The organism is Streptomyces turgidiscabies Car8 (assembly GCF_000331005.1).
GTDB lineage: Bacteria > Actinomycetota > Actinomycetes > Streptomycetales > Streptomycetaceae > Streptomyces > Streptomyces turgidiscabies.
In genome coordinates this window covers 126,874-146,636 of sequence record NZ_AEJB01000514.1, presented here as the reverse complement: position 1 = coordinate 146,636, position 19,763 = coordinate 126,874, and the positions used below count along the sequence as shown (strand labels likewise).

The following is a 19,763-nucleotide window of genomic DNA, read 5'->3' as shown; positions in this document are numbered from 1 at the left end:
GAGAGTGCACGCGCTCTCCCGGCCTACCGGGGCACGGCCAGGATGAACGGCCGGCGCCGGGACGACCTAGACGACCTCTTCCCGGGGCTTCTCGACAGTGTGCGGGCCACCGCCGTCCGCCAGGCCGACCGCCTCGGTGCTGTCGCCGCCGACTGAACCGCCCTTCCCCGGAAGGTGGTTGAAGAGCAGGTTCAGCACGATCGCCGTCAGACAGCCCGCGCTGATCCCGCTGTTCATCACCGTCTGGAACCAGTCCGGGAACTTCGCGTACACCGTCGGCACACCGACGGGCAGCATGCCCACGGCCACCGAGACCGCCACGACCGTCAGATTGTGGTTGTCCTTGAACTCGACCGCGGCGAGCGTGCGCAGCCCGCTCGCGGCGACCGTCCCGAACATCACGAGACCCGCGCCACCCAGCACCGGTGCCGGTATGGCCGCGACCACCGCGCCGAGCTTGGGCAGCAGACCGAGCAGTACGAGAATGCCGCCGGCGGTCGCCACGACCCAGCGGCTGCGCACCCGGGTCATCCCGACGAGGCCCACGTTCTGCGCGTACGCCGTGTACGGGAAGGTGTTGAAGACGCCGCCCAGGACGGTGGAGAAGCCGTCCGCGCGCAGCCCGTCGGCGAGGGAGCGCGGCTCGACCTTCCGGCCGGTCATCTCGCCGACCGCGATCAGGTCACCGGTCGTCTCGGTCATCGTCACCAGCGCCACCACCAGCATCGAGATGATCGCCGACGCCTCGAAGGTGGGCGCTCCGAAGTGGAACGGCGTGCTGATGCCGACCCAGTCGGCGTCCCCGACCCCGTCGAAGTCCGTGAACCCGAAGGGCACGGCCACGGCCAGCCCCACCACGATGCCCGTCAGTACCGCGATCCGGCTCAGGAACGCGGGCGCGAACCGCTGCACACCGAGCACCACGGCCAGGACGAAGGCGGCCAGCGCCAGGTTCTTCGGTTCGCCGAACTCCGCCGAACCCACCCCGCCGGCCGCCCAGTTGCCCGCCACCGGCAGCAGTGACAGGCCGATGACCAGGATGACGGTGCCGGTGACCAGCGGCGGGAAGAAGCGCAGCAGCCGTCCGAAGACCGGCGCCAGCAGCATGATCGCGAGTCCGGCGACGATCACGGAGCCGTAGATGGCGGGGAGTCCGCCGCCCGTCGTACCGATGAGGACCATCGGTGACACGGCCGCGAAGGTGCATCCCTGCATGATCGGCAGCCGGACGCCGAAGCGCCAGAAACCCACGCACTGGATGAGCGTCGCGACCCCGCACACCAGCAGGTCCGCGGTGATCAGATACGCCAGGTCGGCGGGTGACAGCTTCATCGCGCCGCCGACGATCAGGGGTACGGCCACGGCCCCCGCGTACATCGCGAGCACGTGCTGCAGACCGAAGGCGGCGAGCTGCCGCACGGGCGGGACCTCGTCGACGGGATGCACGGGTGGGGGAGAGGTGGTGGCCATGGGCACTCCAGGGGCGGCGGGCGAACGGGCATCGGGCATCGGGCATCGGGACTCGACGAGACCGTAAGCGGCTTGAACAGTTTGTTGATTACTGGCCTGTTGCCGGAGTGTGTCGCGCTCCCGGTCGGCGTGTGACGTCCGGGGCGCCTTCCGCCCGCGCCGCCGCCATGAGCGACTCCCAGTCGGGGAGCTTCACGGTGCTTCGCCCCAGCGTGGCGCCCAGTTCCGCCTCGGCCCGCTCGATGGCCTGCCAGCCCGTCCACCCGACCGGCCGGAACCCCTCCGCGAGCAGTGCGGTCAGCGGGTCCCCGGGCCTCTCCTGCCGTACGAGCACGGCGGCGTCCGCCAGCAGGGAGGTCGCGGTCTCCTTGGCGCAGGGCCGGTTGGTGCCGATGACGCCGGTCGGGCCGCGCTTGATCCAGCCGGCCACGTACTCGCCCACCGCGGGGCTCCCGTCGCGCAGGACCCGGCCCGCGAGATGGGGCACGGTGCCGAGAGCCTCGTCGAACGGCAGCCCGTCGACCGGGACCCCGCGGTAGCCGACGGAGCGGAGCACGAGCTGTGCGTCGATGTCCTCGTACTGCCCGGTGCCCGTCACGCCGCCGTTCCCGTCCGGCGCCGTCCGCTCGAAACGCACCGCGCCGACCCGGCCTCCGACGGCGAGCAACTCGACCGGGCGACGGAAGAAACGCAGCCGGATGCGGCGGGCGGCGCCTGTGGCGGGCAGGGTGGCCCAGGCGCGAAGCGCCTCCACGTTCCGGCGCTGCACGGCGGGCAGGGCGGACGGGTCGGCGTATGCCGGATCGAGCATCAACTCGGCTTCGTCCACGGTGACTTGAGTGTCCGGCAGTGAGCCCAGCTCGCGCAGTTCCTTGGTGGTGAAGCGGGCCTGTGAGGGGCCGCGCCGACCCACCATGTGGATGTCGGTCACCCCGCTCGCGGACAGTGCGGTGAGCGCTGCCTGCGGCATGTCGGTGGGGCTCAGTTCGGCCGGGCCGCGCGCCAGCATCCGGGCCACGTCCACCGCCACGTTCCCGACACCGATGACCACTGCGGACCGCGCCCCCCGGACGAAGCCGTCGTCACCGGCGTCCGGATGGGCGCTGTACCAGGACACGAACTGGGTCGCCGACCAGCTGCCCGGCAGTTCCTCGCCGGGAATCCCCAGATGGCGGTCGGTGGCGGCGCCCACGCAGTACACCACCGCGTGGTACAGCTCCCGAAGCCGGGCGCCGGGCAGCTCCCCGGGCCCGCGGCCGATCCGGATCCCGCCCAGGAAACGCACCCGCTCGTGTTCCAGGACCGCGCGCAGGTTGTTCTGCAGCGACTTGATCTTCTCGTGGTCCGGCGCCACGCCGTACCGCACCAGCCCGTAGGGCGCCGGCAGCCGGTCGAGGACGTCGACCCGCACCTCCGGATCCTGCTGGACCAGGCTCTGCGCGGTGTAGACCCCGCTCGGACCCGAACCCACGACGGCGACACGCAACACGGCGGAACCCCTCACTGCGGGACGCTGCGGAACTCCCTGTTGCTGACATCTCCAGGATCGCACCCCCGGAGCTGCGCTGACAGAGTGCGGAGCGGGACGGGCGCGCGTGTCCGTTCGTATGGAATGTGATGATGCGGTTACGTTCCGTATGTGCTAGAAGCATCCTTTCTTAATCTTTCCGGTCGCTGCCCGACGGAGGGCGTGGTGTCGGTGCGGCCCGCCTGGGAAGTGCGGGAGCACGAGGGCTCGGCGGCGACGGCGTGGTTCGACGTCCGGCTCGCCTTCACCGACGGCGCCCAGGTCGACCTGCTCGCCGTGGTCCGTGAGGCGGGCGTCTCCGTCGAGGACGTGCGGGCGCAGCCGGCGCTGTCGCTGGACGATCTGGCGGGGCTCGCGGACTGGATCGAGGGGCCGCTCTTCGACGCGTGCGGAGACGGGCCGGGGGAGGTCACGCGGGCCGAGTTCTGCCCGCGGCCTCGTCGCGCCCGGCCGGCCTGGCCGCGTGGTGTCGAGGGGCGGTGGCTGATCGCGGAGGAGTACCGCGCCGCCCAGGAAGAGGGCGCCGACCCCGTTCTCGCCGTGATGTGCGCGACAGGGTACAGCCGTCGCCGATCCCTCAGGCTGATCTCACAGGCCCGCGACGCCGGGTTCCTCTCACCCCGTCATGCCCGGCGTTGAGCGAGGGTCCTGCGGCTACATTCCGCGCATCCTGTTGATCTCGGTCGTCTGCTGGGCGATCACGTCGTCGGCCATCTCCTCGACCCGCACGTTGTTGCCGTCTGCCTTCACCTCGGTGGCCATGGTGACGGCCCCTTCGTGGTGCGTGATCATCAACGTCAGGAACAGCTCGTCGAACGCCTTCCCCTTGGCCGCGCGCAACTTGGCGAGCTGTGCCTCGCTCGCCATGCCGGGCATCGCCACGTGGGCATGCTCGGTGGGCTTCTCGGTGCTGCCGTTGTCCTTCAACCAGCCCTGCATGGCGGCGATTTCGGGTCCCTGTGCGGCGGCGATGCGCTCGGCCAGCCGCTTCACCGGTGTCGACAGTGCGCGTTTCGGGGCGAGTTCGGTGATCTCGATCGCCTGCGCGTGGTGCTCGATCATCATGCGGGCGTACGAGATGTCCGCCGAGTTGGGCGAGTCGTCCGGCAGTTGGGCCTTGGCCTCCTCCGGGGAGAGCGTCTTGGCCGCCTCACCGGGCAGGCCGGGCGCGATCACCGAGGGCCCGGTCGCCTTCGCGGCCCTGGCGTTCGCTTCGGGCGACGGGGTCGAGTCGCAGGCCCCGAGTGCGAGCGTGAGCGCGAGCGCGGCCAGGGCCGGGCGAAGCATACGGGGCGCACGGCGGACGGGCACAACAGCCTCCTGGGTCGGGTGAGTTGAGGGACACCTCGTGAGTGCTGTGTCCGTCCTAGCACGCTTCCATTCGCCGGTGATCAGAAACTTTCATGACGAATGCGTTGCCTACTGTTGATCGGTGCATGATGAAGACGATACTTCGGAGCACCGTGCACCGTTCTGACCCGAACGGCTACCAGGGAGGACGCAGTGACCCTGTTGAACGATTCCCGAACGCGGCACAGACGTCTGGGAGTTGCCGCCGCCGCGGCCGGACTCCTGGCCGCGCTGCTGACCGCCGGCCCCGCTGCCGCGACCCCCGACCCGGGGGACGGCCCGACGGTGCCGGAGAAGATCTCCAAGAGGGTGCAGACCCAGGTCAGGGAAGCCCTGGCCGCGGGTGAGATACCCGGGGTGGACGAGATCGTCCACTCGGACAACATCACGCACCTCACGAACGTCCCCAAGGACGCGCTGCCCGGCACCAACACGGACCTCGCCTTCCAGGGGAAGTACGCCTTCTCCGGCAACTACGACGGTTTCCGTGTCTTCGACATCAGCAACCCGAAGGCCCCGAAGACCGTCTCGCAGGTACTGTGCCCCGGCGGCCAGAACGACATCTCCGTCTCCGGGAATTTGCTCTTCCTGTCCACCGACTCCTCGCGCAGCGACAGCAGTTGCAACAGCGTCTCGCAGCCCGCGACCGAGAAGTCGTCGTGGGAGGGCATGAAGATCTTCGACATCACGGACAAGGCGAACCCGAAATACGTCGCCGCCGTGGAGACCGCCTGCGGCTCGCACACCCACACGCTGGTGCCCGACGGCAAGAACGTCTACGTCTATGTCTCCTCGTACTCGCCGAGTGCCACCTTCCCCGACTGCCAGCCGCCGCACGACGGCATCTCGGTCATCAAGGTTCCGCGAAAGGCCCCCGAGAAGGCGGCAGTTGTCGGCTTCCCGGTGCTGTTCCCCGGTGAGGGCCCCGACGGCGGCGGCAACCCCGGCTCGCCCACCAACCCGGGCGTCTCCAAGACGACCGGCTGCCACGACATCACCGTGCTGCCCTCGAAGGACCTCGCGGCGGGCGCCTGCATGGGCGACGGAATCCTGTTCTCCATCAAGGACCCCGAGCGCCCGAAGGTCATCGACCGGGTCCAGGACAACGTCAACTTCGCGTTCTGGCACTCGGCGACCTTCAACCAGAAGGCCAACAAGGTCGTCTTCACCGACGAGTTGGGCGGCGGCGGTGCGGCCACCTGCAACGCGGAGGTCGGACCGAACCGTGGAGCGGACGGCATCTACGACATCGTTGGCAAGGGTGACAAGCGCAAGCTCGTCTTCAAGAGCTACTTCAAGATCCCCCGCTACCAGGCGGACACCGAGGTCTGCGTGGCGCACAACGGCTCGCTGATCCCGGTCAAGGGCAAGGACATCATGGTCCAGGCCTGGTACCAGGGCGGTGTCTCCGTCTGGGACTTCACCAACTCCGCGAAGCCCAAGGAGATCGCCTACTTCGAGCGCGGCCCGGTGACCACCGACCGCGTCACCACCGCCGGCCCGTGGTCGGCGTACTACTACAACGGCTACATCTACTCGAACGACATCGCCAAGGGCTTCGACGTCCTGAAGCTCGACGACCGGCGCACGGATCCGGCCAAGAAGGTCCGGGTGCGTGAGCTGAACGTCCAGACGCAACCGGACTACTTCGACTGACCGTCACGACGAACCCTTGACGCGCGTCCCGCTGGGCATCTCGGCGCCCGGCGGGACGCCCATGTCCGGGGAACGCCACCGTGATTCCTCATTGACCGAGAAGCCACGTGGGGACATGCTGTTACTTCCGCGTTGACATTTTGTCAGCCGACGATGCCGACGCGGCCGGAGCGACCCCTCGCGGGTGGTTCCGGGCGGCCGCCTGTCTGGGGTGACGCGGGGGATCACCTCAGACCGGCGTGCCTCACTCGGAGCGTGGTCTCAGCCGATCAGGTCCAGCACCGGTCGCAGCCCGTCCGGCCGCCGCGACACCGGCAGATGGTCCACGAAGTGCACCGCGCAGCCAAGGGCAGCCGCGCCCCCGTCCGCGTGCCGGTCGTCACCGACCATGAGCACGTCCCGCGGGACGACGGCGAGCGCGTCGCAGGCCACCTCGAACAGGCGCGGGTCCGGCTTCTGGATGCCGTGCTCGTACGACAGGACGTACGCGTCGACATACCGGTCCAGCCCGTGCGCCCGGAACACGGGCCGCAGATCCCAGCCGATGTTGCTCACCACCCCGACGGAGATCCCGCGTTCCCGCAGCGAGCCCAGCACCTCCACGGCGTCGGCGTACGGGGCCCACGCGGCCGGCGTCATGTGCCGCTCGTACAGCGCGTCGTACAACACCGCGTCGGGCAGCGGCACTTGCCGGGCGAGCCCCGTGTACGCGGCCCGGTGCAGCTCGGCGCTCCGGTCGCGGATCCCCCACACGGAGGCGAGTTCCGCCGGCAACCGTTCCGGGGAGGGCCCGCCCGGCAGCGCGCCCGCCGACTCCAGCGCCCGGGTCGCCCTGTCGAACTCGGGTTCCGGCAGGGCGAGTCCGTGGTCGGCGAGTACGGCGCGCAGCCAGGAGTCGGTGGACTCGATACGGAAGAGGGTCCCGGAGAAGTCGAACAGCACGGCAGCCATGCGCGGACCTTATCGGGCGAGCTGTTCGACCTGGTCGTGGAGACGGTCGACGTGCTGCTCGGACTCCGGCTTCATCAGCACGCTGCGGAGGATGCGCGCCCCGTCGGCGTCCGCGGTGACAGAGGGGTGGCGGACCGTGAAGGCCTCCCTGTCGGCCCTGAGGGTGCTCAGGAACACCGGATCGGGATGGGCCATGCCGCTGGTCAGGATGCGTGCCGACGCGGCGTCGACAGCGGTCAGCGTGCGGGGTTCGACCTGTGGGAAGTAGCCGACGATGTCCAACTCCGGCTGCTGGTACAGCTCCAGGACGTCGGACGCGCGGATCAGGTCGGCCCAGCGCAGCGCGGCGCGGCGTCCTGCTGCCAGGACGCGCCCCAGACCGTCGGGTGTGGGCGGGATGAGCTGGAAGGTGAGCCACAGAGCGGCGGCCGAGGCTCCCGCTCGCGAGCACTCCAGGCTGATCTCGCCGAGGTGAAGCTCGCTGGAGGTGAAGTAGGTGTAGGGCGAGTCGTGCAGGTAGAAGCGGCCCACCTCGGGGTCGCGGAAGATGACGGCTCCGCACCCGTACGGCTGCAGCCCGTGCTTGTGCGGGTCGATGACGACCGAGTCGCACCGGGATATCGCCCGCCAGGGCTCGGGCGGGAGTCCTTCGGGCTCGTCGGAGCCCGCGAGCAGGGTGAAGAAACCGCCGTAGGCGGCGTCGACGTGGAGTCGGACGCCGTAGCGCTCCCCGAGGGCGAGAATCCTGTGGACCGGATCGACTGCGCCGAGGCCGGTCGTCCCGGCGGTGACGACGACCGTGCCCACGTCACCGGTGCGAAGGACCTCCTCCAGCGCGTCCACGTCCATCCGGCCCTGTCCGTCGGTGGGAACCGGGTGTCCCTTCATGCCCAGGACATGGCACATGCGGCCGTGGGTGTAGTGCGCTTCGGCGCTGTAGGCGACGCCCCGCCCGGGGTGGATCTCCCGGGCGACGAACAGGGCTTCGAGGTTGGCGATGGTGCCGCTCGTGGTGAGGTGGCCGAGGTGGGAGTCGAAGCCGAACATCGCGGCGAGCTGCGCGACGGTCTCACGTTCCATCGCCGCGGTGGCGGGCCCGCCGTCGAGGGCGTGGTTGTTCGGGTTGATCAGCATGGCGGTGAGGTAGCCGACCACTGCTGCCGGGTGCGGAGGCTTGAGCATCTGGCCCGCGTAGCGCGGGTGGAAGAACGGATAGTTGTCCCGCAGCCTCCCGGTGAACTCCTCGAAGACGCCGGCGAAGGCGTCCTCGTCGACGTGCAGGGAGGGGTGGGGCTGATAGGGGCCGAAGGTGCCGGCCCACTTCTGAATCGCGTCGTCGGCCCGGCCGAGCCAGTGCTGCAGGTCCACGGATGTCCCCTTCCTCGGATTCCCCCGGTGCTGCGCCCACCATAGGATTTCATTGACTGATCAGCAATTGATTGCTCAGTAATTGAGACGTTGGTAGGTGATCGGGAAGTAAAGTCGCGGGAAGGGGCCCTGTGCAGGAGCCTTCCCGGCACGAGAGGAGCGCACAGGTGGACGCCGAGACCCAACGGGGTGCCGAGACCGTCCGGGCCGCCAACAGTCGGCTCGTCCAGGACTTCGGGCTGCTCATCAAGGCCGCGACCCGCCTGGAACAGCGGCTCGACAGCGTCCTGAGACGGGAGTGCGGCATCAGCCACACGATGTTCGAGGTCCTCATCAGGCTCTGCCGTCAGCCGGGTGAGGAAGTCGCGCAGCATGCGCTCGCCGACGACCTCACGCTCACGAGCAGCGGCGTCACCCGGCTGATCGACCGGATGGAAGAGGCCGCCCTGGTACGTCGCACGCCGTCACCGGAGGACCGCCGGAGCGTCCTGGTCGAGGTGACCGAGCACGGCGGGGCGGTGTTCCTGCGGGCCGCGGAGGTACACGGTCAGGTCGTCGAGAGGTACTTCGTCGCCCCCCTCACCCCGGCCGACTACGGAGGGCTGACCAGCTCCCTGGGGCAGATCAACAGGGCGTTGGGCGACGGCTGACAACCCGGACTCGGAGTGTGGGGCGCGGTCGGCCCGGCGTGGGCCCGTCTCAGAGCTGACGTTCTCCGGCGCGGACCAGGCCGGTCTCGTAGGCGATGACGACGAGTTGGGCGCGGTCGCGGGCGCCGAGTTTCGCCATGGCGCGGTTGACGTGCGTCTTGACGGTGACCTGGGTGACGAAGAGGAGTTCGGCGATGTCACCGTTGGACAGACCGGTGCCCACCAGGGTCAGTACCTCGCGTTCCCGGGGTGTCAGGTCGGCCAGCCTGCGGGGGTCGACGAGGTCGCCGGGGACGGGCTGGGCGAGGACGCGGGCGATGAGGCCCTTGGTGGCGGTGGGGGAGAGCAACGCCTCACCGGCCGCGACAAGACGCACGGTGTCGAGCAGTTGCGCGGGTTCGACTCCCTTGCCCAGGAAGCCGCTCGCACCCGCCCGAAGGGCCTCGACGACGAGTTCGTCCTCCTCGAACGTGGTCAGGACAAGGATCTTGACCCCCGCCAGCTCCTCGTCCTGACCGATCAGCCGGGTGGCCTCGATGCCGTCGACCTCCGGCATCCGGATGTCCATCACGACGACGTCGGGGCGTTCGGTACGGGCCAGTCGCGCCGCCTCCCGCCCGTTGGACGCCTCAGCGACGACCTCCATGTCCGGCTGTGCGTCGATGAGCAGCCGGAAGGTACCGCGGAGCAGGGCCTGGTCGTCGGCGAGCAGGACACGAATCATCATGGGTGCCTATTCCTCATGGGGGTGTCAGGCGGCTGTGGAAGCCAGGGTGAGCGGCAGTTCGGCGACGACCCGGAAGCCGCCCTCGGGCCGCGGGCCGGCGGTGACGGTGCCGCCGATGGCGGCGGCGCGCTCGTGCATGCCGATCAGGCCGTGGCCGGTGCCCGCGCCCTTCGGCGCGCCGGGGAGCCCGTTGTCCGTCACGGTGACGCGAAGTGAGTGCGGGCCGTGGTGCAGGACCACGGCGGCCCGGGTCGCCGACGCGTGCTTGTGGGTGTTGGTGAGGGCTTCCTGGATGATGCGGTAGGCGGTCAGCTCGGTGGCCGGTGCCAGCGGAGACCGGCTGCCGGTGTGGGCCACCTCGACGGACAGCCCGCTCGCGCGGAGCCCGGCGGTGAGGATGTCGAGGTCGGCGAGGCGGGGGATGGGGGCCCGGGAACCGGGCGCGTCGTCGGGCTGGCGCAACAGGCCGACGGTGGCGCGCAGTTCGTCGAGCGCCGCGCGGCTGTTGTCCTTGATGTGCGCCAGGGCCTCGTACGCCTGGTCGGGACTGGTGCGCATGAGATGGTGAGCGACCCCCGCCTGGGCGTTGACCAGGGTGATGTGGTGGGCGACGACGTCGTGCAGATCGCGCGCGATGCGCACGCGCTCGACCGTGACCCGGCGCCTGGCCTCCTCCTCCCGCGTGCTTTCGGCCTGGTCCGCGCGTGCCCTGGCCTTGGCGAGGCCGTCCCGGCGATTGCGGACGGCGCGGCCCAGCGCGGTCGCCGCGAGCGCGAAGTCGAGGTGCAGCAGGCTGACTCCAGCCACCAGGGACTCCTGGTGGCTGGCGGCGTACACGCCGGTGATCGCCACAGCGGCGGCGAGGCCGACGATCCACGCGGTGCGCCGGCTGCCGAGCACGGCCAGGGTGTACAGAGCGACGAGGCTGGCCGCCGGGGCCAGCGTGACGTCCGAGGCGAAAGCCATCAGCGTGAGGTCACCGGCCAGGGTGAGCAGAGCGACAGGCAGCGGCCAACGGCTTCGTACGACGAGGGGCAGACAGGACAGCGCGGTCCACACCGCGTCGTCCCAACGCGGTTCGTGCCAGCCGGAGTCGCCGGAGGCGGCGGTCGCCGCGGCGGAGATCACGATCACCGGTACCACCGGGAGCGCGTCCCTGATCCGGTCATGACGGGACAGCCACTGCTGCCACACCATCCTCACGTCCATTCCCTCACTGTAGCCAGCGCGGACCGGCCCGTCGGGCCCTGAGAATTCCGCCCGGCCGGCCCGCGCCCGGGGCTTCCCTACGTCGTACGACCGGCGTCAGTCGGGCAGGCCGACGGCCTGCGGCTCCCGCACCGGGTACGGCGACGGCGCCGGCTCGTCCGCGGGGCCCTCGACGGACACGTTGGGCAGTGCCTTGTCGAGCCGTCGGGGCAGCCACCAGTTCGCCGCTCCGCACAGGTGCATGAGCGCCGGGACGACGACCATGCGGATCAGCAAGGCGTCCACGGCGACGGCCAGGGCGAGGCTGACACCGAACTCGGCGATGACGCGCATGCCGCCGAAGACGAAGGAACCGAAGACGCAGACCATGATGGTGGCGGCGACCGCGATCACCTTGCCGGTCTCCGCCTGCCCGATCCTGACGGCCCTGCGGCTGTCTCCGGTGTGGGCCCACTCCTCGCGCATCCGGCTGACCAGGAAGACCTGGTAGTCCATGGAGAGGCCGAACATGATGCCGACGACCAGGATCGGCACGAACGACTCGATGGGTCCGGCGGCGCCGAGTCCGAGCAGGCCGGCGCCGAATCCGTACTGGAAGACGACGACGATCGCGCCGAAGGCCACCCCGATGCTGAGGATGTTGAGCACCGCGCCGACGGCCGGGATGAGCAGGCTGCGGAAGGCGATGGTCAGCAGCAGGAAGCCGAGGACGGCGATCACCAGCACGAACACCGGCAGTTTGGACATCAGGACGGACGCGAAGTCGTCGTTGCTCGCGGTGAGACCACCGACGTAGACCTTCATCGAGGTGCCCTGCTCGGCCGGCGGTATCACCTTGTCGCGCAGGTGGCTGATCAGGTCGGAGGTGGCCGCGGACTGGGGCGAGGTCGTCGGTACGACGGAGATGACACCGACCTTCTGCCCCTGCTCCATGGGTGTGCCGGAGGCACTGGCGACGCCGTCGACCCGCTGGAGGGCGGTGACGAGCTTGGCCTCGGCGGCCCTGTCGGCGGTGGTGGGTGCCTGGACGGCGAGGACGAGCGGTCCGTTGAAGCCGGGGCCGAACCCGTCCGCGATCATGTCGTAGGCCTGGCGGTTCGTGGAGGTCGTGGGCAGGTTGCCGTCGTCGGACGCGCCGAGGCGCAGCGACAGGGTGGGGAACGCGAGCGCCGCGAGCACGGCCAGGGCGACCAGACCGAGGGCCTTGGGGCGGGCCTGGACCTGCTCGGCCCACCGGGTCCACAGACCGGGCCGCCCGGAGGCGCGCCGCATGGTTCCATCGGCCGCCCCCCGGCGCTCCTTGCGGCTGAGGACCCGTCGGCCGATCATGCCGAGCAGGGCGGGCAGCAGGGTGACGGCGGCCAGGACGGTCAGGACCACGGTGAGGGCCGCGCCGATGGCCATGCCGTTGATGATGCCGACGTTCAGGGTGAGCATGCCGAGCAGCGCGACGACGACGGTCAGACCGGCGAAGAGCACCGCGCGGCCCGAGGTGTTGAGGGACTTGGCGATCGACTCGGGGACGGCCATGCCCGCCAGCAGGTTGGCGCGGTGCCGGTTGACGATGAACAGGGCGTAGTCGATGCCCACGCCGAGGCCGATCAGCGAGCCGAGGGTCAGCGTGGTGCTGGAGAGCGTGATCACGTGGCTGAGCAGGATCACGGCGACGGCGGAGGTTCCGACGCCGACGACGGCCGTGATGATGGGCAGCGCCGCCACCCACACCGCGCGGAAGACGAACAGGAGCACGAAGAAGGCGAGGATGATGCCCATGGCGTCGGCCACGGGGTTCGGCTCGGGGTTGACGGTGAACGCCTGCCCGTTGAGCGCGATGTGCAGGCTTCCCGACTCCGGGGCGGTCGCGAGCTCCTTGACATGGTCGATCTGGGCGTCTTCCACGTCCCGGCCGAAGGCGACCGTGGCGTACGCGGTCGCGCCGTCCGCGCTGACCTGCGCCTTGCCCTCAGTCGTGTAGGGACTGCTCACCGCGGCGACGCCCGGGGCGTCGGCGATGCGGTCCAGTGCCCCCGTCATCGCCTTCTCGGCCGCGGGGTCGGTGACCTTGGCACCGTCGAGCTGCCAGACGACCCGGCCGCTCTTGCCCGCCGCGCTGTTCGAGGCCTGCTGCAGCAGGGCCGTCGCCCTGGCCGAGTCGGTGTCCTGCGAGGTCGGGCTGTTGCCGAAGGCGTTGCCGGCCGCGCCGACCCCGGCTCCCAGGGCGAGCAGCAGGCCCACCCAGACCAGGACGACGGCGAGCCGGTGCCGGTGGCACCAGCGGGCGAGAGAGGACATCGACGAGCCTTTCCAGGGAACTGCCGTGAAGGCGGGCCGACGATCACGGCCCACCCTCACGCTCGCAGTTCAACGGCCTCCCGTCGTTGGCCCTACGCAGACACCTGCCTCTACTGCGATCGCAGTAGAGGGGCCCCTGACATGGCCTCCGTCAGTTCAGCGGGGCCGGCACCGGGGTGCCGTAGAACGTCATGGGCGGCCAGCCACGGGACTCCAGATAGGCGTTGAGCGCGTTGGCGATGTCGATGGGGTCGATCTGGTTCGGGCGGGCGGGGCCGGTCGTACTGCAGTTCACCCTGAACGAGATGCCCACGTGCCCGTCGGGCTCGCCGAACTCGGCGTTGCGGATGTTGGAGTCGCCGCTGAACTCGGTGTTGTACGGGAACTCGGGCAGGGCGGTGGGGTCGTCCTCCGCCGCCTCCGCCTGGGTCGCCGTTCCCAGGGCGGCGCCCGCCGCGGCCGTCCCCGAGTAACCCAGCAGCGAACGTCTCGAAATACTGGACAAGTTGATCCCCGTTTCGACTTCTCTCGATGGCTCGGACGGGTGTCTCCCGCAGCCTTCGTCGATCGTATGTACGGTTCTGGGGTGGTCGGGGCTGAACGGGACCGTCCGCAAGTGGAGGCGTGAACCGGTGGGGTCAGGGCCGCTCGGGGGCCCGCTCGAACCGCTCGTACGACAGCACGGCCAGCGCGACCACGAGCGCCCCGAGGAGCCATCCGCCGAGCACGTCGGAGGGCCAGTGGACGCCGAGCCAGATCCGGGTCAGGCCGACACCCAGGACCGAGATCACCGACCCGGCGACCGCCGTACGCCACACGACTCGGCCGGCGCCGTAGCGGCGCAGCAGGAACAGCAGGAGGCCGCACACCACCGTGGCGGTCATGGCGTGCCCGGAAGGGAAGGCCGCGTAGTGCGCGGAGTCGACGGGGTCCGGCCACACGGGACGGGCGCGGCCGACCGCCGCCTTCAGCGCCTGCTGGAGCACCGTGCCCAGCGCGCAGGCGATCGCCAGCCACAGCGCGAGCCCCCACGCCGAATGCCGCCACACCAGCCACACCGCGACGGCCGCACACAGCAGACGCATCGTCAGCGGGTCCCACACCCAGTCCGTCAGGATCCGGAACGCGTGCGTGAGCCCCGGTTCGTCGACCGCCCAGCGATGGGTGGCCCGCGCGATGTCTCCGTCGAGGGTGATCAGCGGGTGCCAGTCCACCGCGACCAGTGTCAGCAGCAGTACGGAGGCGAGGGCCAGGGCGACGGAGGCGCGGACGGCCCGCCGATATATCGGGAGCTGGAGCCGGGGGGTGAGGTGGGGGGTGCTCATGAGGCGATCCTCGCCGACGCGCCGGTCGGGAGGCCAGCCGAGGTGTACGTCGGCGCGCTAACCGAGTGCTCGCAACCCCGGTGCGAACGCCACCAGGACCGGGATCACCGGCACGAGGGCCGCGGCCGCCGTCAGCCGGAGCCGGCGGCCCGCTGTCAACCGGTCCGGTGCGGTCAGCAACCGGTGGACGCGCAGCGGGACATGGGCCTGCGGCGTCGGGGACGGGCCGAACACGCCCCGGTCCTCGTTGAGTTCGACCAGGGCGAGGGCGGTCGTCAGACGGCCGAAGCGCCGGGAGGCCATGTCGTCGGCGGCGAGTTCCACCAGCCGGTGCATCTCGTCCCGGAAAGAGGCGAAGACCGGCACCTGCGGAAACCCGGCGGCCAGCGCGCCCGAGCAGTGCAGCAGCCAGTCGTGGCGGGCCCGCGCGTGCCCCTGCTCGTGGGCGAGCATCGCGTCCAGCTGACGTCCTTTCAGGCGGCGCAGCGCGGCCGTGGTGACGACGAGCCCGGGTGCGGTGCCGGTCAGCCACCAGGCGTCGGCACGCTCGCCCTCCAGAACCACCAGCCGGTCGGGGGCGGGCTCCTCACCGGGCAACAGCGGTGCGCGGACGAGGAGTTCGGTGCGTCGCAGCCTGCGCCGGCTGCGCGCCCGTACGACCTCACGGACGAGCATCGCCGCGGTCCACAGTCCGCCGCAGGCGAGCGCGACGGCCGTCGTCGCGGCCCAGGGGCGGGAGGCGCCCAGGACGTAGGCCTCCACGACCTCGTGCGGTGCCGGGGCGAACACATGGCCGCGCACCGCCTGCCAGGCCGCCGCCGCGCTGAGCGTCATCGACAGCGCGCAGCACATCAGTACGGCCGCCACCACGCACTGCCACACCCACAGGGCGACCACCGGTTCGCGGTCCGGCCAGTCGGCACGGGCGAGCAGCCGCGGGGCGACGACGGCGGTCAGCGCGCCGAGCAGCAGCAGTGCCGCGGGGACCATCATGGACGCAGCCTATGAGCGGGGTGGCGCTCAGACCTACGGTCCATGGCGGCAAAGTGACGCAGACCACGGTTTCGTACAGTCAGAGCGTGATCAGCATGGCGACCGTCGCGATGCCCATGGAGAGCCTGCAGGCGCGCGCCAGTTCGGGCCGGTCGCCCCAGCCGGGCGAGCCCGTCGAGACCCCGCCGCCGACGGCCGGGACCGGCACGGACACCAGCCGGACACCGGACAGCAGCACGTAGCCGGCGAAGTAGACGAGCAGCGACGCCGTCAGCAGGGGGACTCCGGAGCCACCGGAACCGTGGTGGTGGCCCGGGGCCGCGGCCATCACGGCCGCCATGTACGCCATGGCGAACGCCCCTATCAGATGGTGCAGATGGTGCCGCCCGGCGCGGGCCGCCCACAGGGCGCGCAGCGCCGCCGTACCGAACACGGCCGTGTACACCAGCCAGGCCCAGCGCGGTGGCGCGAGTACGGCGGCGGGCACGGCCATCGCGGCCATGCCGAAGCCCATCAGCGCCTCGCCGCCCGCGGCCCGGCGCTGCTCCTCGACCCTGCTGCGCATCCGCAGCAGGCAGTACGCGCCGGTCGCCGCGCACAGCGCGACCAGCAGCCACCCGGGCGAAGCCGGACCGTGCACACGCACCCTCCCCCTGGAGCCCCGAGACCCTCACCGAAGGGATGCCCGCTCCAGGCGGTGCGCAGACGAGCGCAAGGGTGTACGCGGGGGAGCGCGGACCGGAACACCCCAGGTCCGCGGCGACCGCGCCCCACCGGTCGAACTCATGGACGACGGGGGCCTGTCGAAGGCCTCAGATGCCGGGCCGGTACCGCAGTGGATGGTCCGCCGGCACCTCCACCAGCACGATCCGTGTGCCGTCCGGGTCCGCGATCCACATCTCGACCAGCCCCCACGGCTCCTTCACCGGCGGCCTGAGGATCTCGACTCCCCGGGACACCAGCTCGTCGTGCGCGGCCGACACGTCCGGCACCTGCAGCCACAGCCGCACGGACGGCGACGGCGGCTCGTCGGCCCGCCCCGAAAGCTCCAGGAACCCTCCGCCGAGAAAGTAGACGGTGCCCCGATCCGGTCCGGTCCCGAACTCACGGTGGACGGCGAGCCCCAGCCGCTCGCCGTAGAAAACCCGGGACCGCTCCGGGTCGAGGGGACGCAGAAGGACCCGGCCGCTCAGTACATGCACCATGCAACCGGAGCCTAGCGGGGGTGCCGTCGATCGGCGTTAGGCTCAACCGTGCCCGCGCCGTGCGGGAACGACCCGAGCCGAACCGAGAACCCGGAGTAACACCGCCATGGACACCGCCGCCACCGGACCCACTTTCCGTGACGCCACCGAGTCCGACGTCGACGCTCTGGTCGAGCTGATCGAGTCTGCGTACCGGGGGGACGCCAGCCGGGCGGGCTGGACCACCGAGGCGGACATCCTGGAAGGGCAGCGGACCGATCCGGAGGGCGTGCGGGGCGTCATCAAGTCGGCCGACAGCCGGCTGCTGACCGTCGAACAGGACGGCCGGGTGGTCGCCTGCTGCCAGCTCGAACACCGCGGGGACCACGCCTACTTCGGCATGTTCGCGGTCAGCCCGGCCCTCCAGGGCGCGGGCCTCGGCAAGGTGATCATCGCCGAGGCGGAGCGCACGGCACGCGAGACGTGGGGCGCGCGGGCGATGCACATGACCGTGCTCTCCGTACGGAACGACCTGATCGCCTTCTACGAGCGGCGCGGCTACCGCCGTACGGGAGAGATGAGCCCCTTCCCGTACGGCGACGAGCGCTTCGGCATTCCCCAGCGCGCCGATCTGCAGTTCGAGTTGCTGGTCAAGGAACTGGGGTGACCTCTGCGAGGCCCGCTATGCGGTGAAGCGGCCCGTGCGTTTGATCTGCGGGTAGTCGGTGGTCGCGCCGTCCAGCTGCAGGGCCCGTACGAGGCGCAGTTCGTCCTGGGTGTTCACCACCCAGCCGATGATCCGCAGGTCCGCCTTCCTCGCCCGCTCGACGATCTCCAGGGTGAGGCGGCGGATGTCGAGGCACACCGTCGAGGCGCCGGAGCGGGTGGCGCGGTCCACGACGTCGGTGCCGTAGCGGCCGGCGATGAGCGCAGTGCGCACCCCGGGCACCAGCCGGGCGATCTCGGCGATCGCGTCCTCGTGGAACGAGGACACCTCGACCCGGGCGGTCAGGTCCCGGCGCTCCATCACCTCGGCCAGGGCCCGCGCCGCCGCCGTGTCCTTGATCTCGGCCTGGAGCGGTGCGACGACGGCGTCGAGCACCTCCTCGAAGACCGGGACGCGCTCGTCGCGGCCCGCGTCCAGGGCGCGCAGTTCGGCGAGGGTCATCTCGGCGACGGGTCCCGTGCCGTCCGTCGTACGGTCGACGTCGGCGTCGTGCATGACGACGAGGGCGCCGTCCTTACTGAGACGCAGATCGAGTTCGATCGTGTCGAGGCCGGCCTGCTCGGCGGCGACGAACGATCGAAGGGTGTTCTCGGGCTCGACGCCCATGATTCCGCGGTGCCCGATGGTCAGGAAGTTCAAGGTCAGCTCGCTTCCGTCGACGGCGGCTCGGCTGCCGCAGCCTAACCGCCCGGCCCGGCATTGAACCCCTACGGACGCGCCGGAACCGCTGGCCGGAAGTGACTGATCCGCAGGGGGTGTGAACCGGCGGTTGCCGGGTAGGGAAGTCATCGTTGTCCTGGTTACAGGCAGGAAAAAATGCGGTGACCATGGGGGTCCGCAGGACAATCTCTTCCGTCTCGCCTTGTGGTCGGGAACCTCGAACGCATACGGTGTGCTGACGGAAGGTTCTCCCGTGGAGGATGGGACATGACGGAAATTCTTGTGCAGGCAGTTTCGGACCAGCGGGTTTCTCCGCTCGGCAGGGTGGTGGAGCACCCGGCCTGGCCCGTGCTCAAGGATGCCGTCGAGCAGATCCGGCCATGGCAGGCCAAGGACGGGTCGATCGACTTCGACCGGGAGGACGCCCCGGACCCCGCGGACGCCGATCTCGCCGTACGCCGGATCGTGGACGCCGTCGCGGAACTCTCCCCGCTGCTCCCGCACGACGCCGCGTACCACCAGGCCCTCGCCAAGGACCTGCGTCGCTGGTCCGACAGCGGATTCCGGGTCCCGGACTTCCTCGACTCACTGCTGGCCTTCCAGCCCGCCGCGAGCCGCGCGGACGGCCTCCAGCACCTGGTCGTCTTCCCGATGTACACGCAGAACGGCAACCCCGACCGCAACCTCGAAGCGGTCGTCCTGCGCATGGTCTGGCCCGACTGGCTGGCCGAGCTGGAGCGCACCCGCTACGACAATCCGCTGTTCTGCGGCATCACCTTCGAGGACTTCACGGCCGGGTACGACACCAACTCCGCCGTCCTCTTCCCGGAGACCATCGCCGTGCGCGAGGCGCCGGAACGATTCAGCTGGGGCGGTATCTTCTGCGACCGCGAGGCCGCCCGCTTCCGCCGGGTCACCGACGCCGCCGTCGACATCCTCGGCCTGGAGCTGCCCGAGGACGTCGCAGCGATGGTCCACGACCAGAAGCGCTGCGAGGAGGCGTTCGTCCTGTGGGACATGGTCCACGACCGCACCCACAGCCACGGCGACCTGCCCTTCGACCCCTTCATGATCAAGCAGCGCCAGCCGTTCTGGATGTACGGCCTGGAGGAGCTGCGCTGCGACCTCACCGCCTTCAAAGAGGCCGTGAAGCTGGAGGCGGAAGGTGTACCGCAGGCCCGTGACGTGCAGTTCGCGGTGCTCTTCGACCGGATGTTCCGCTTCCCGGTCACCGGCGAGCGCGTCCGCAACTACGACGGCCTCGGCGGCCAGCTCCTCTTCGCCTACCTGCACCGCCACGACGTGATCCGCTGGACCGACAACAAACTCCACATCGACTGGCAGCGCGCCCCACAGGTCACCAACCAGCTCTGCGCCGAGATCGAGACCCTGTACCGCGACGGCATCGACCGGCCCAAACTCGTCCACTGGTTCAAGGCGTACGAGCTGGTCTCCACCCATCTCGCCCCGCACCCGGGCTCCCGCTGGGCCAAGGGCCCCGACGCCCTCGACCTGAGCCAGCCGCCGCGCAAGCTCGTGGACGACGTGCTTCCGGACGAGTTTCCGCTGAGCATGTTCTATGAGGCTCTCTCCAAGAAGCTGAAGAACGTGATCGCCTCCACCAAGGGGATCACCGCGGAGAGCGCCGAGCGGATCGCCGCGTGAGCGACCGT

At 70.4% G+C, this 19,763-nt stretch carries 19 protein-coding genes; 5 read left to right on the top strand and 14 right to left on the bottom strand.

Annotated features, from left to right (window positions below; translation table 11 throughout):
- Positions 1-66 precede the first annotated feature (66 nt).
- Positions 67-1,470, bottom strand: a complete 1,404-nt coding sequence (locus tag STRTUCAR8_RS37615) for a nucleobase:cation symporter-2 family protein (RefSeq protein WP_006381429.1) — start codon at positions 1,468-1,470, stop codon at positions 67-69.
- An 88-nt stretch (positions 1,471-1,558) separates the two neighbouring features.
- Positions 1,559-2,959 carry an FAD-dependent oxidoreductase gene (locus STRTUCAR8_RS37610; protein WP_006381458.1) on the bottom strand — a complete coding sequence of 467 codons (1,401 nt, stop codon included), beginning with the start codon at positions 2,957-2,959 and terminating at the stop codon, positions 1,559-1,561.
- A gap of 204 nt (positions 2,960-3,163) precedes the next feature.
- Between STRTUCAR8_RS37610 and STRTUCAR8_RS37605 the strand changes: the two genes are divergently transcribed.
- Positions 3,164-3,637, top strand: coding sequence for a DUF6214 family protein (locus STRTUCAR8_RS37605; protein WP_006381447.1), 474 nt, complete (start codon positions 3,164-3,166; stop codon positions 3,635-3,637).
- A 15-nt stretch (positions 3,638-3,652) separates the two neighbouring features.
- Here the strand turns inward: STRTUCAR8_RS37605 and STRTUCAR8_RS37600 are convergent, their stop codons facing one another.
- Positions 3,653-4,285 (bottom strand): DUF305 domain-containing protein, encoded by a 633-nt coding sequence (locus STRTUCAR8_RS37600; protein WP_044473545.1) that lies wholly within the window; start codon positions 4,283-4,285, stop codon positions 3,653-3,655.
- A 216-nt stretch (positions 4,286-4,501) separates the two neighbouring features.
- Here STRTUCAR8_RS37600 and STRTUCAR8_RS37595 point away from each other — a divergent pair, with 216 nt between their 5' ends.
- Positions 4,502-6,004, top strand: a complete 1,503-nt coding sequence (locus STRTUCAR8_RS37595; protein WP_006381414.1) for an LVIVD repeat-containing protein — start codon at positions 4,502-4,504, stop codon at positions 6,002-6,004.
- 261 nt (positions 6,005-6,265) lie between these two features.
- On the opposite strand, the gene STRTUCAR8_RS37590 is transcribed toward STRTUCAR8_RS37595, so the two are convergent.
- Together STRTUCAR8_RS37590 and STRTUCAR8_RS37585 are read right to left on the bottom strand one after the other, a co-directional pair.
- Positions 6,266-6,955, bottom strand: coding sequence for an HAD family hydrolase (locus STRTUCAR8_RS37590; protein ID WP_006381526.1), 690 nt, complete (start codon positions 6,953-6,955; stop codon positions 6,266-6,268).
- 9 nt (positions 6,956-6,964) lie between these two features.
- Positions 6,965-8,323 (bottom strand): pyridoxal phosphate-dependent decarboxylase family protein, encoded by a 1,359-nt coding sequence (locus STRTUCAR8_RS37585; protein WP_006381498.1) that lies wholly within the window; start codon positions 8,321-8,323, stop codon positions 6,965-6,967.
- A 167-nt stretch (positions 8,324-8,490) separates the two neighbouring features.
- Between STRTUCAR8_RS37585 and STRTUCAR8_RS37580 the strand changes: the two genes are divergently transcribed.
- Positions 8,491-8,973 (top strand): MarR family winged helix-turn-helix transcriptional regulator, encoded by a 483-nt coding sequence (locus STRTUCAR8_RS37580; RefSeq protein ID WP_006381408.1) that lies wholly within the window; start codon positions 8,491-8,493, stop codon positions 8,971-8,973.
- 49 nt (positions 8,974-9,022) lie between these two features.
- Here STRTUCAR8_RS37580 and STRTUCAR8_RS37575 read toward each other — a convergent pair whose 3' ends face one another.
- The 8 genes from STRTUCAR8_RS37575 to STRTUCAR8_RS37540 form a co-directional block, all read right to left on the bottom strand.
- On the bottom strand, positions 9,023-9,700 hold the full coding sequence (locus tag STRTUCAR8_RS37575; protein ID WP_006381497.1) for a response regulator: 678 nt from the start codon (positions 9,698-9,700) through the stop codon (positions 9,023-9,025).
- A 24-nt stretch (positions 9,701-9,724) separates the two neighbouring features.
- Positions 9,725-10,909, bottom strand: a complete 1,185-nt coding sequence (locus STRTUCAR8_RS37570) for a sensor histidine kinase (RefSeq protein ID WP_006381415.1) — start codon at positions 10,907-10,909, stop codon at positions 9,725-9,727.
- Between the two features lie 96 nt (positions 10,910-11,005).
- On the bottom strand, positions 11,006-13,201 hold the full coding sequence (locus tag STRTUCAR8_RS37565; RefSeq protein WP_006381529.1) for an MMPL family transporter: 2,196 nt from the start codon (positions 13,199-13,201) through the stop codon (positions 11,006-11,008).
- A 151-nt stretch (positions 13,202-13,352) separates the two neighbouring features.
- Positions 13,353-13,706 (bottom strand): twin-arginine translocation signal domain-containing protein, encoded by a 354-nt coding sequence (locus tag STRTUCAR8_RS37560; protein WP_006381445.1) that lies wholly within the window; start codon positions 13,704-13,706, stop codon positions 13,353-13,355.
- Positions 13,707-13,839: 133 nt separating this feature from the next.
- Positions 13,840-14,526 (bottom strand): phosphatase PAP2 family protein, encoded by a 687-nt coding sequence (locus STRTUCAR8_RS37555; RefSeq protein WP_006381456.1) that lies wholly within the window; start codon positions 14,524-14,526, stop codon positions 13,840-13,842.
- Positions 14,527-14,583: 57 nt separating this feature from the next.
- A complete protein-coding gene (locus tag STRTUCAR8_RS37550; RefSeq protein ID WP_006381547.1) occupies positions 14,584-15,519 on the bottom strand; it encodes a M56 family metallopeptidase in 936 nt (311 codons plus the stop codon).
- A 79-nt stretch (positions 15,520-15,598) separates the two neighbouring features.
- Entirely contained in the window at positions 15,599-16,159 is a 561-nt protein-coding gene (locus STRTUCAR8_RS37545) for a DUF5134 domain-containing protein (RefSeq protein WP_006381511.1), read from the bottom strand.
- Between the two features lie 172 nt (positions 16,160-16,331).
- Entirely contained in the window at positions 16,332-16,724 is a 393-nt protein-coding gene (locus tag STRTUCAR8_RS37540) for a VOC family protein (protein WP_006381428.1), read from the bottom strand.
- Between the two features lie 106 nt (positions 16,725-16,830).
- Here STRTUCAR8_RS37540 and STRTUCAR8_RS37535 point away from each other — a divergent pair, with 106 nt between their 5' ends.
- On the top strand, positions 16,831-17,370 hold the full coding sequence (locus tag STRTUCAR8_RS37535; RefSeq protein WP_006381466.1) for a GNAT family N-acetyltransferase: 540 nt from the start codon (positions 16,831-16,833) through the stop codon (positions 17,368-17,370).
- A gap of 15 nt (positions 17,371-17,385) precedes the next feature.
- Here the strand turns inward: STRTUCAR8_RS37535 and STRTUCAR8_RS37530 are convergent, their stop codons facing one another.
- On the bottom strand, positions 17,386-18,069 hold the full coding sequence (locus STRTUCAR8_RS37530) for a glycerophosphodiester phosphodiesterase (RefSeq protein WP_006381485.1): 684 nt from the start codon (positions 18,067-18,069) through the stop codon (positions 17,386-17,388).
- A gap of 288 nt (positions 18,070-18,357) precedes the next feature.
- Here STRTUCAR8_RS37530 and STRTUCAR8_RS37525 point away from each other — a divergent pair, with 288 nt between their 5' ends.
- Positions 18,358-19,755: a DUF6421 family protein gene (locus tag STRTUCAR8_RS37525; RefSeq protein ID WP_044473544.1), complete on the top strand. Its 1,398-nt coding sequence runs from the start codon at positions 18,358-18,360 to the stop codon at positions 19,753-19,755.
- Positions 19,756-19,763 lie beyond the last annotated feature (8 nt).

Excerpts from the sequence above, each read along its gene's own strand:
- STRTUCAR8_RS37615 (WP_006381429.1), bottom strand. The coding sequence starts at position 1,470 with ATGGCCACCACCTCTCCCCCACCCGTGCATCCCGTCGACGAGGTCCCG.
- STRTUCAR8_RS37600 (WP_044473545.1), bottom strand. The coding sequence starts at position 4,285 with ATGCTTCGCCCGGCCCTGGCCGCGCTCGCGCTCACGCTCGCACTCGGG.
- STRTUCAR8_RS37590 (WP_006381526.1), bottom strand. The coding sequence starts at position 6,955 with ATGGCTGCCGTGCTGTTCGACTTCTCCGGGACCCTCTTCCGTATCGAG.
- STRTUCAR8_RS37575 (WP_006381497.1), bottom strand. The coding sequence starts at position 9,700 with ATGATGATTCGTGTCCTGCTCGCCGACGACCAGGCCCTGCTCCGCGGT.
- STRTUCAR8_RS37570 (WP_006381415.1), bottom strand. The coding sequence starts at position 10,909 with ATGGACGTGAGGATGGTGTGGCAGCAGTGGCTGTCCCGTCATGACCGG.
- STRTUCAR8_RS37565 (WP_006381529.1), bottom strand. The coding sequence starts at position 13,201 with ATGTCCTCTCTCGCCCGCTGGTGCCACCGGCACCGGCTCGCCGTCGTC.
- STRTUCAR8_RS37555 (WP_006381456.1), bottom strand. The coding sequence starts at position 14,526 with ATGAGCACCCCCCACCTCACCCCCCGGCTCCAGCTCCCGATATATCGG.
- STRTUCAR8_RS37550 (WP_006381547.1), bottom strand. The coding sequence starts at position 15,519 with ATGATGGTCCCCGCGGCACTGCTGCTGCTCGGCGCGCTGACCGCCGTC.
- STRTUCAR8_RS37540 (WP_006381428.1), bottom strand. The coding sequence starts at position 16,724 with ATGGTGCATGTACTGAGCGGCCGGGTCCTTCTGCGTCCCCTCGACCCG.
- STRTUCAR8_RS37535 (WP_006381466.1), top strand. The coding sequence starts at position 16,831 with ATGGACACCGCCGCCACCGGACCCACTTTCCGTGACGCCACCGAGTCC.
- STRTUCAR8_RS37525 (WP_044473544.1), top strand. The coding sequence starts at position 18,358 with ATGACGGAAATTCTTGTGCAGGCAGTTTCGGACCAGCGGGTTTCTCCG.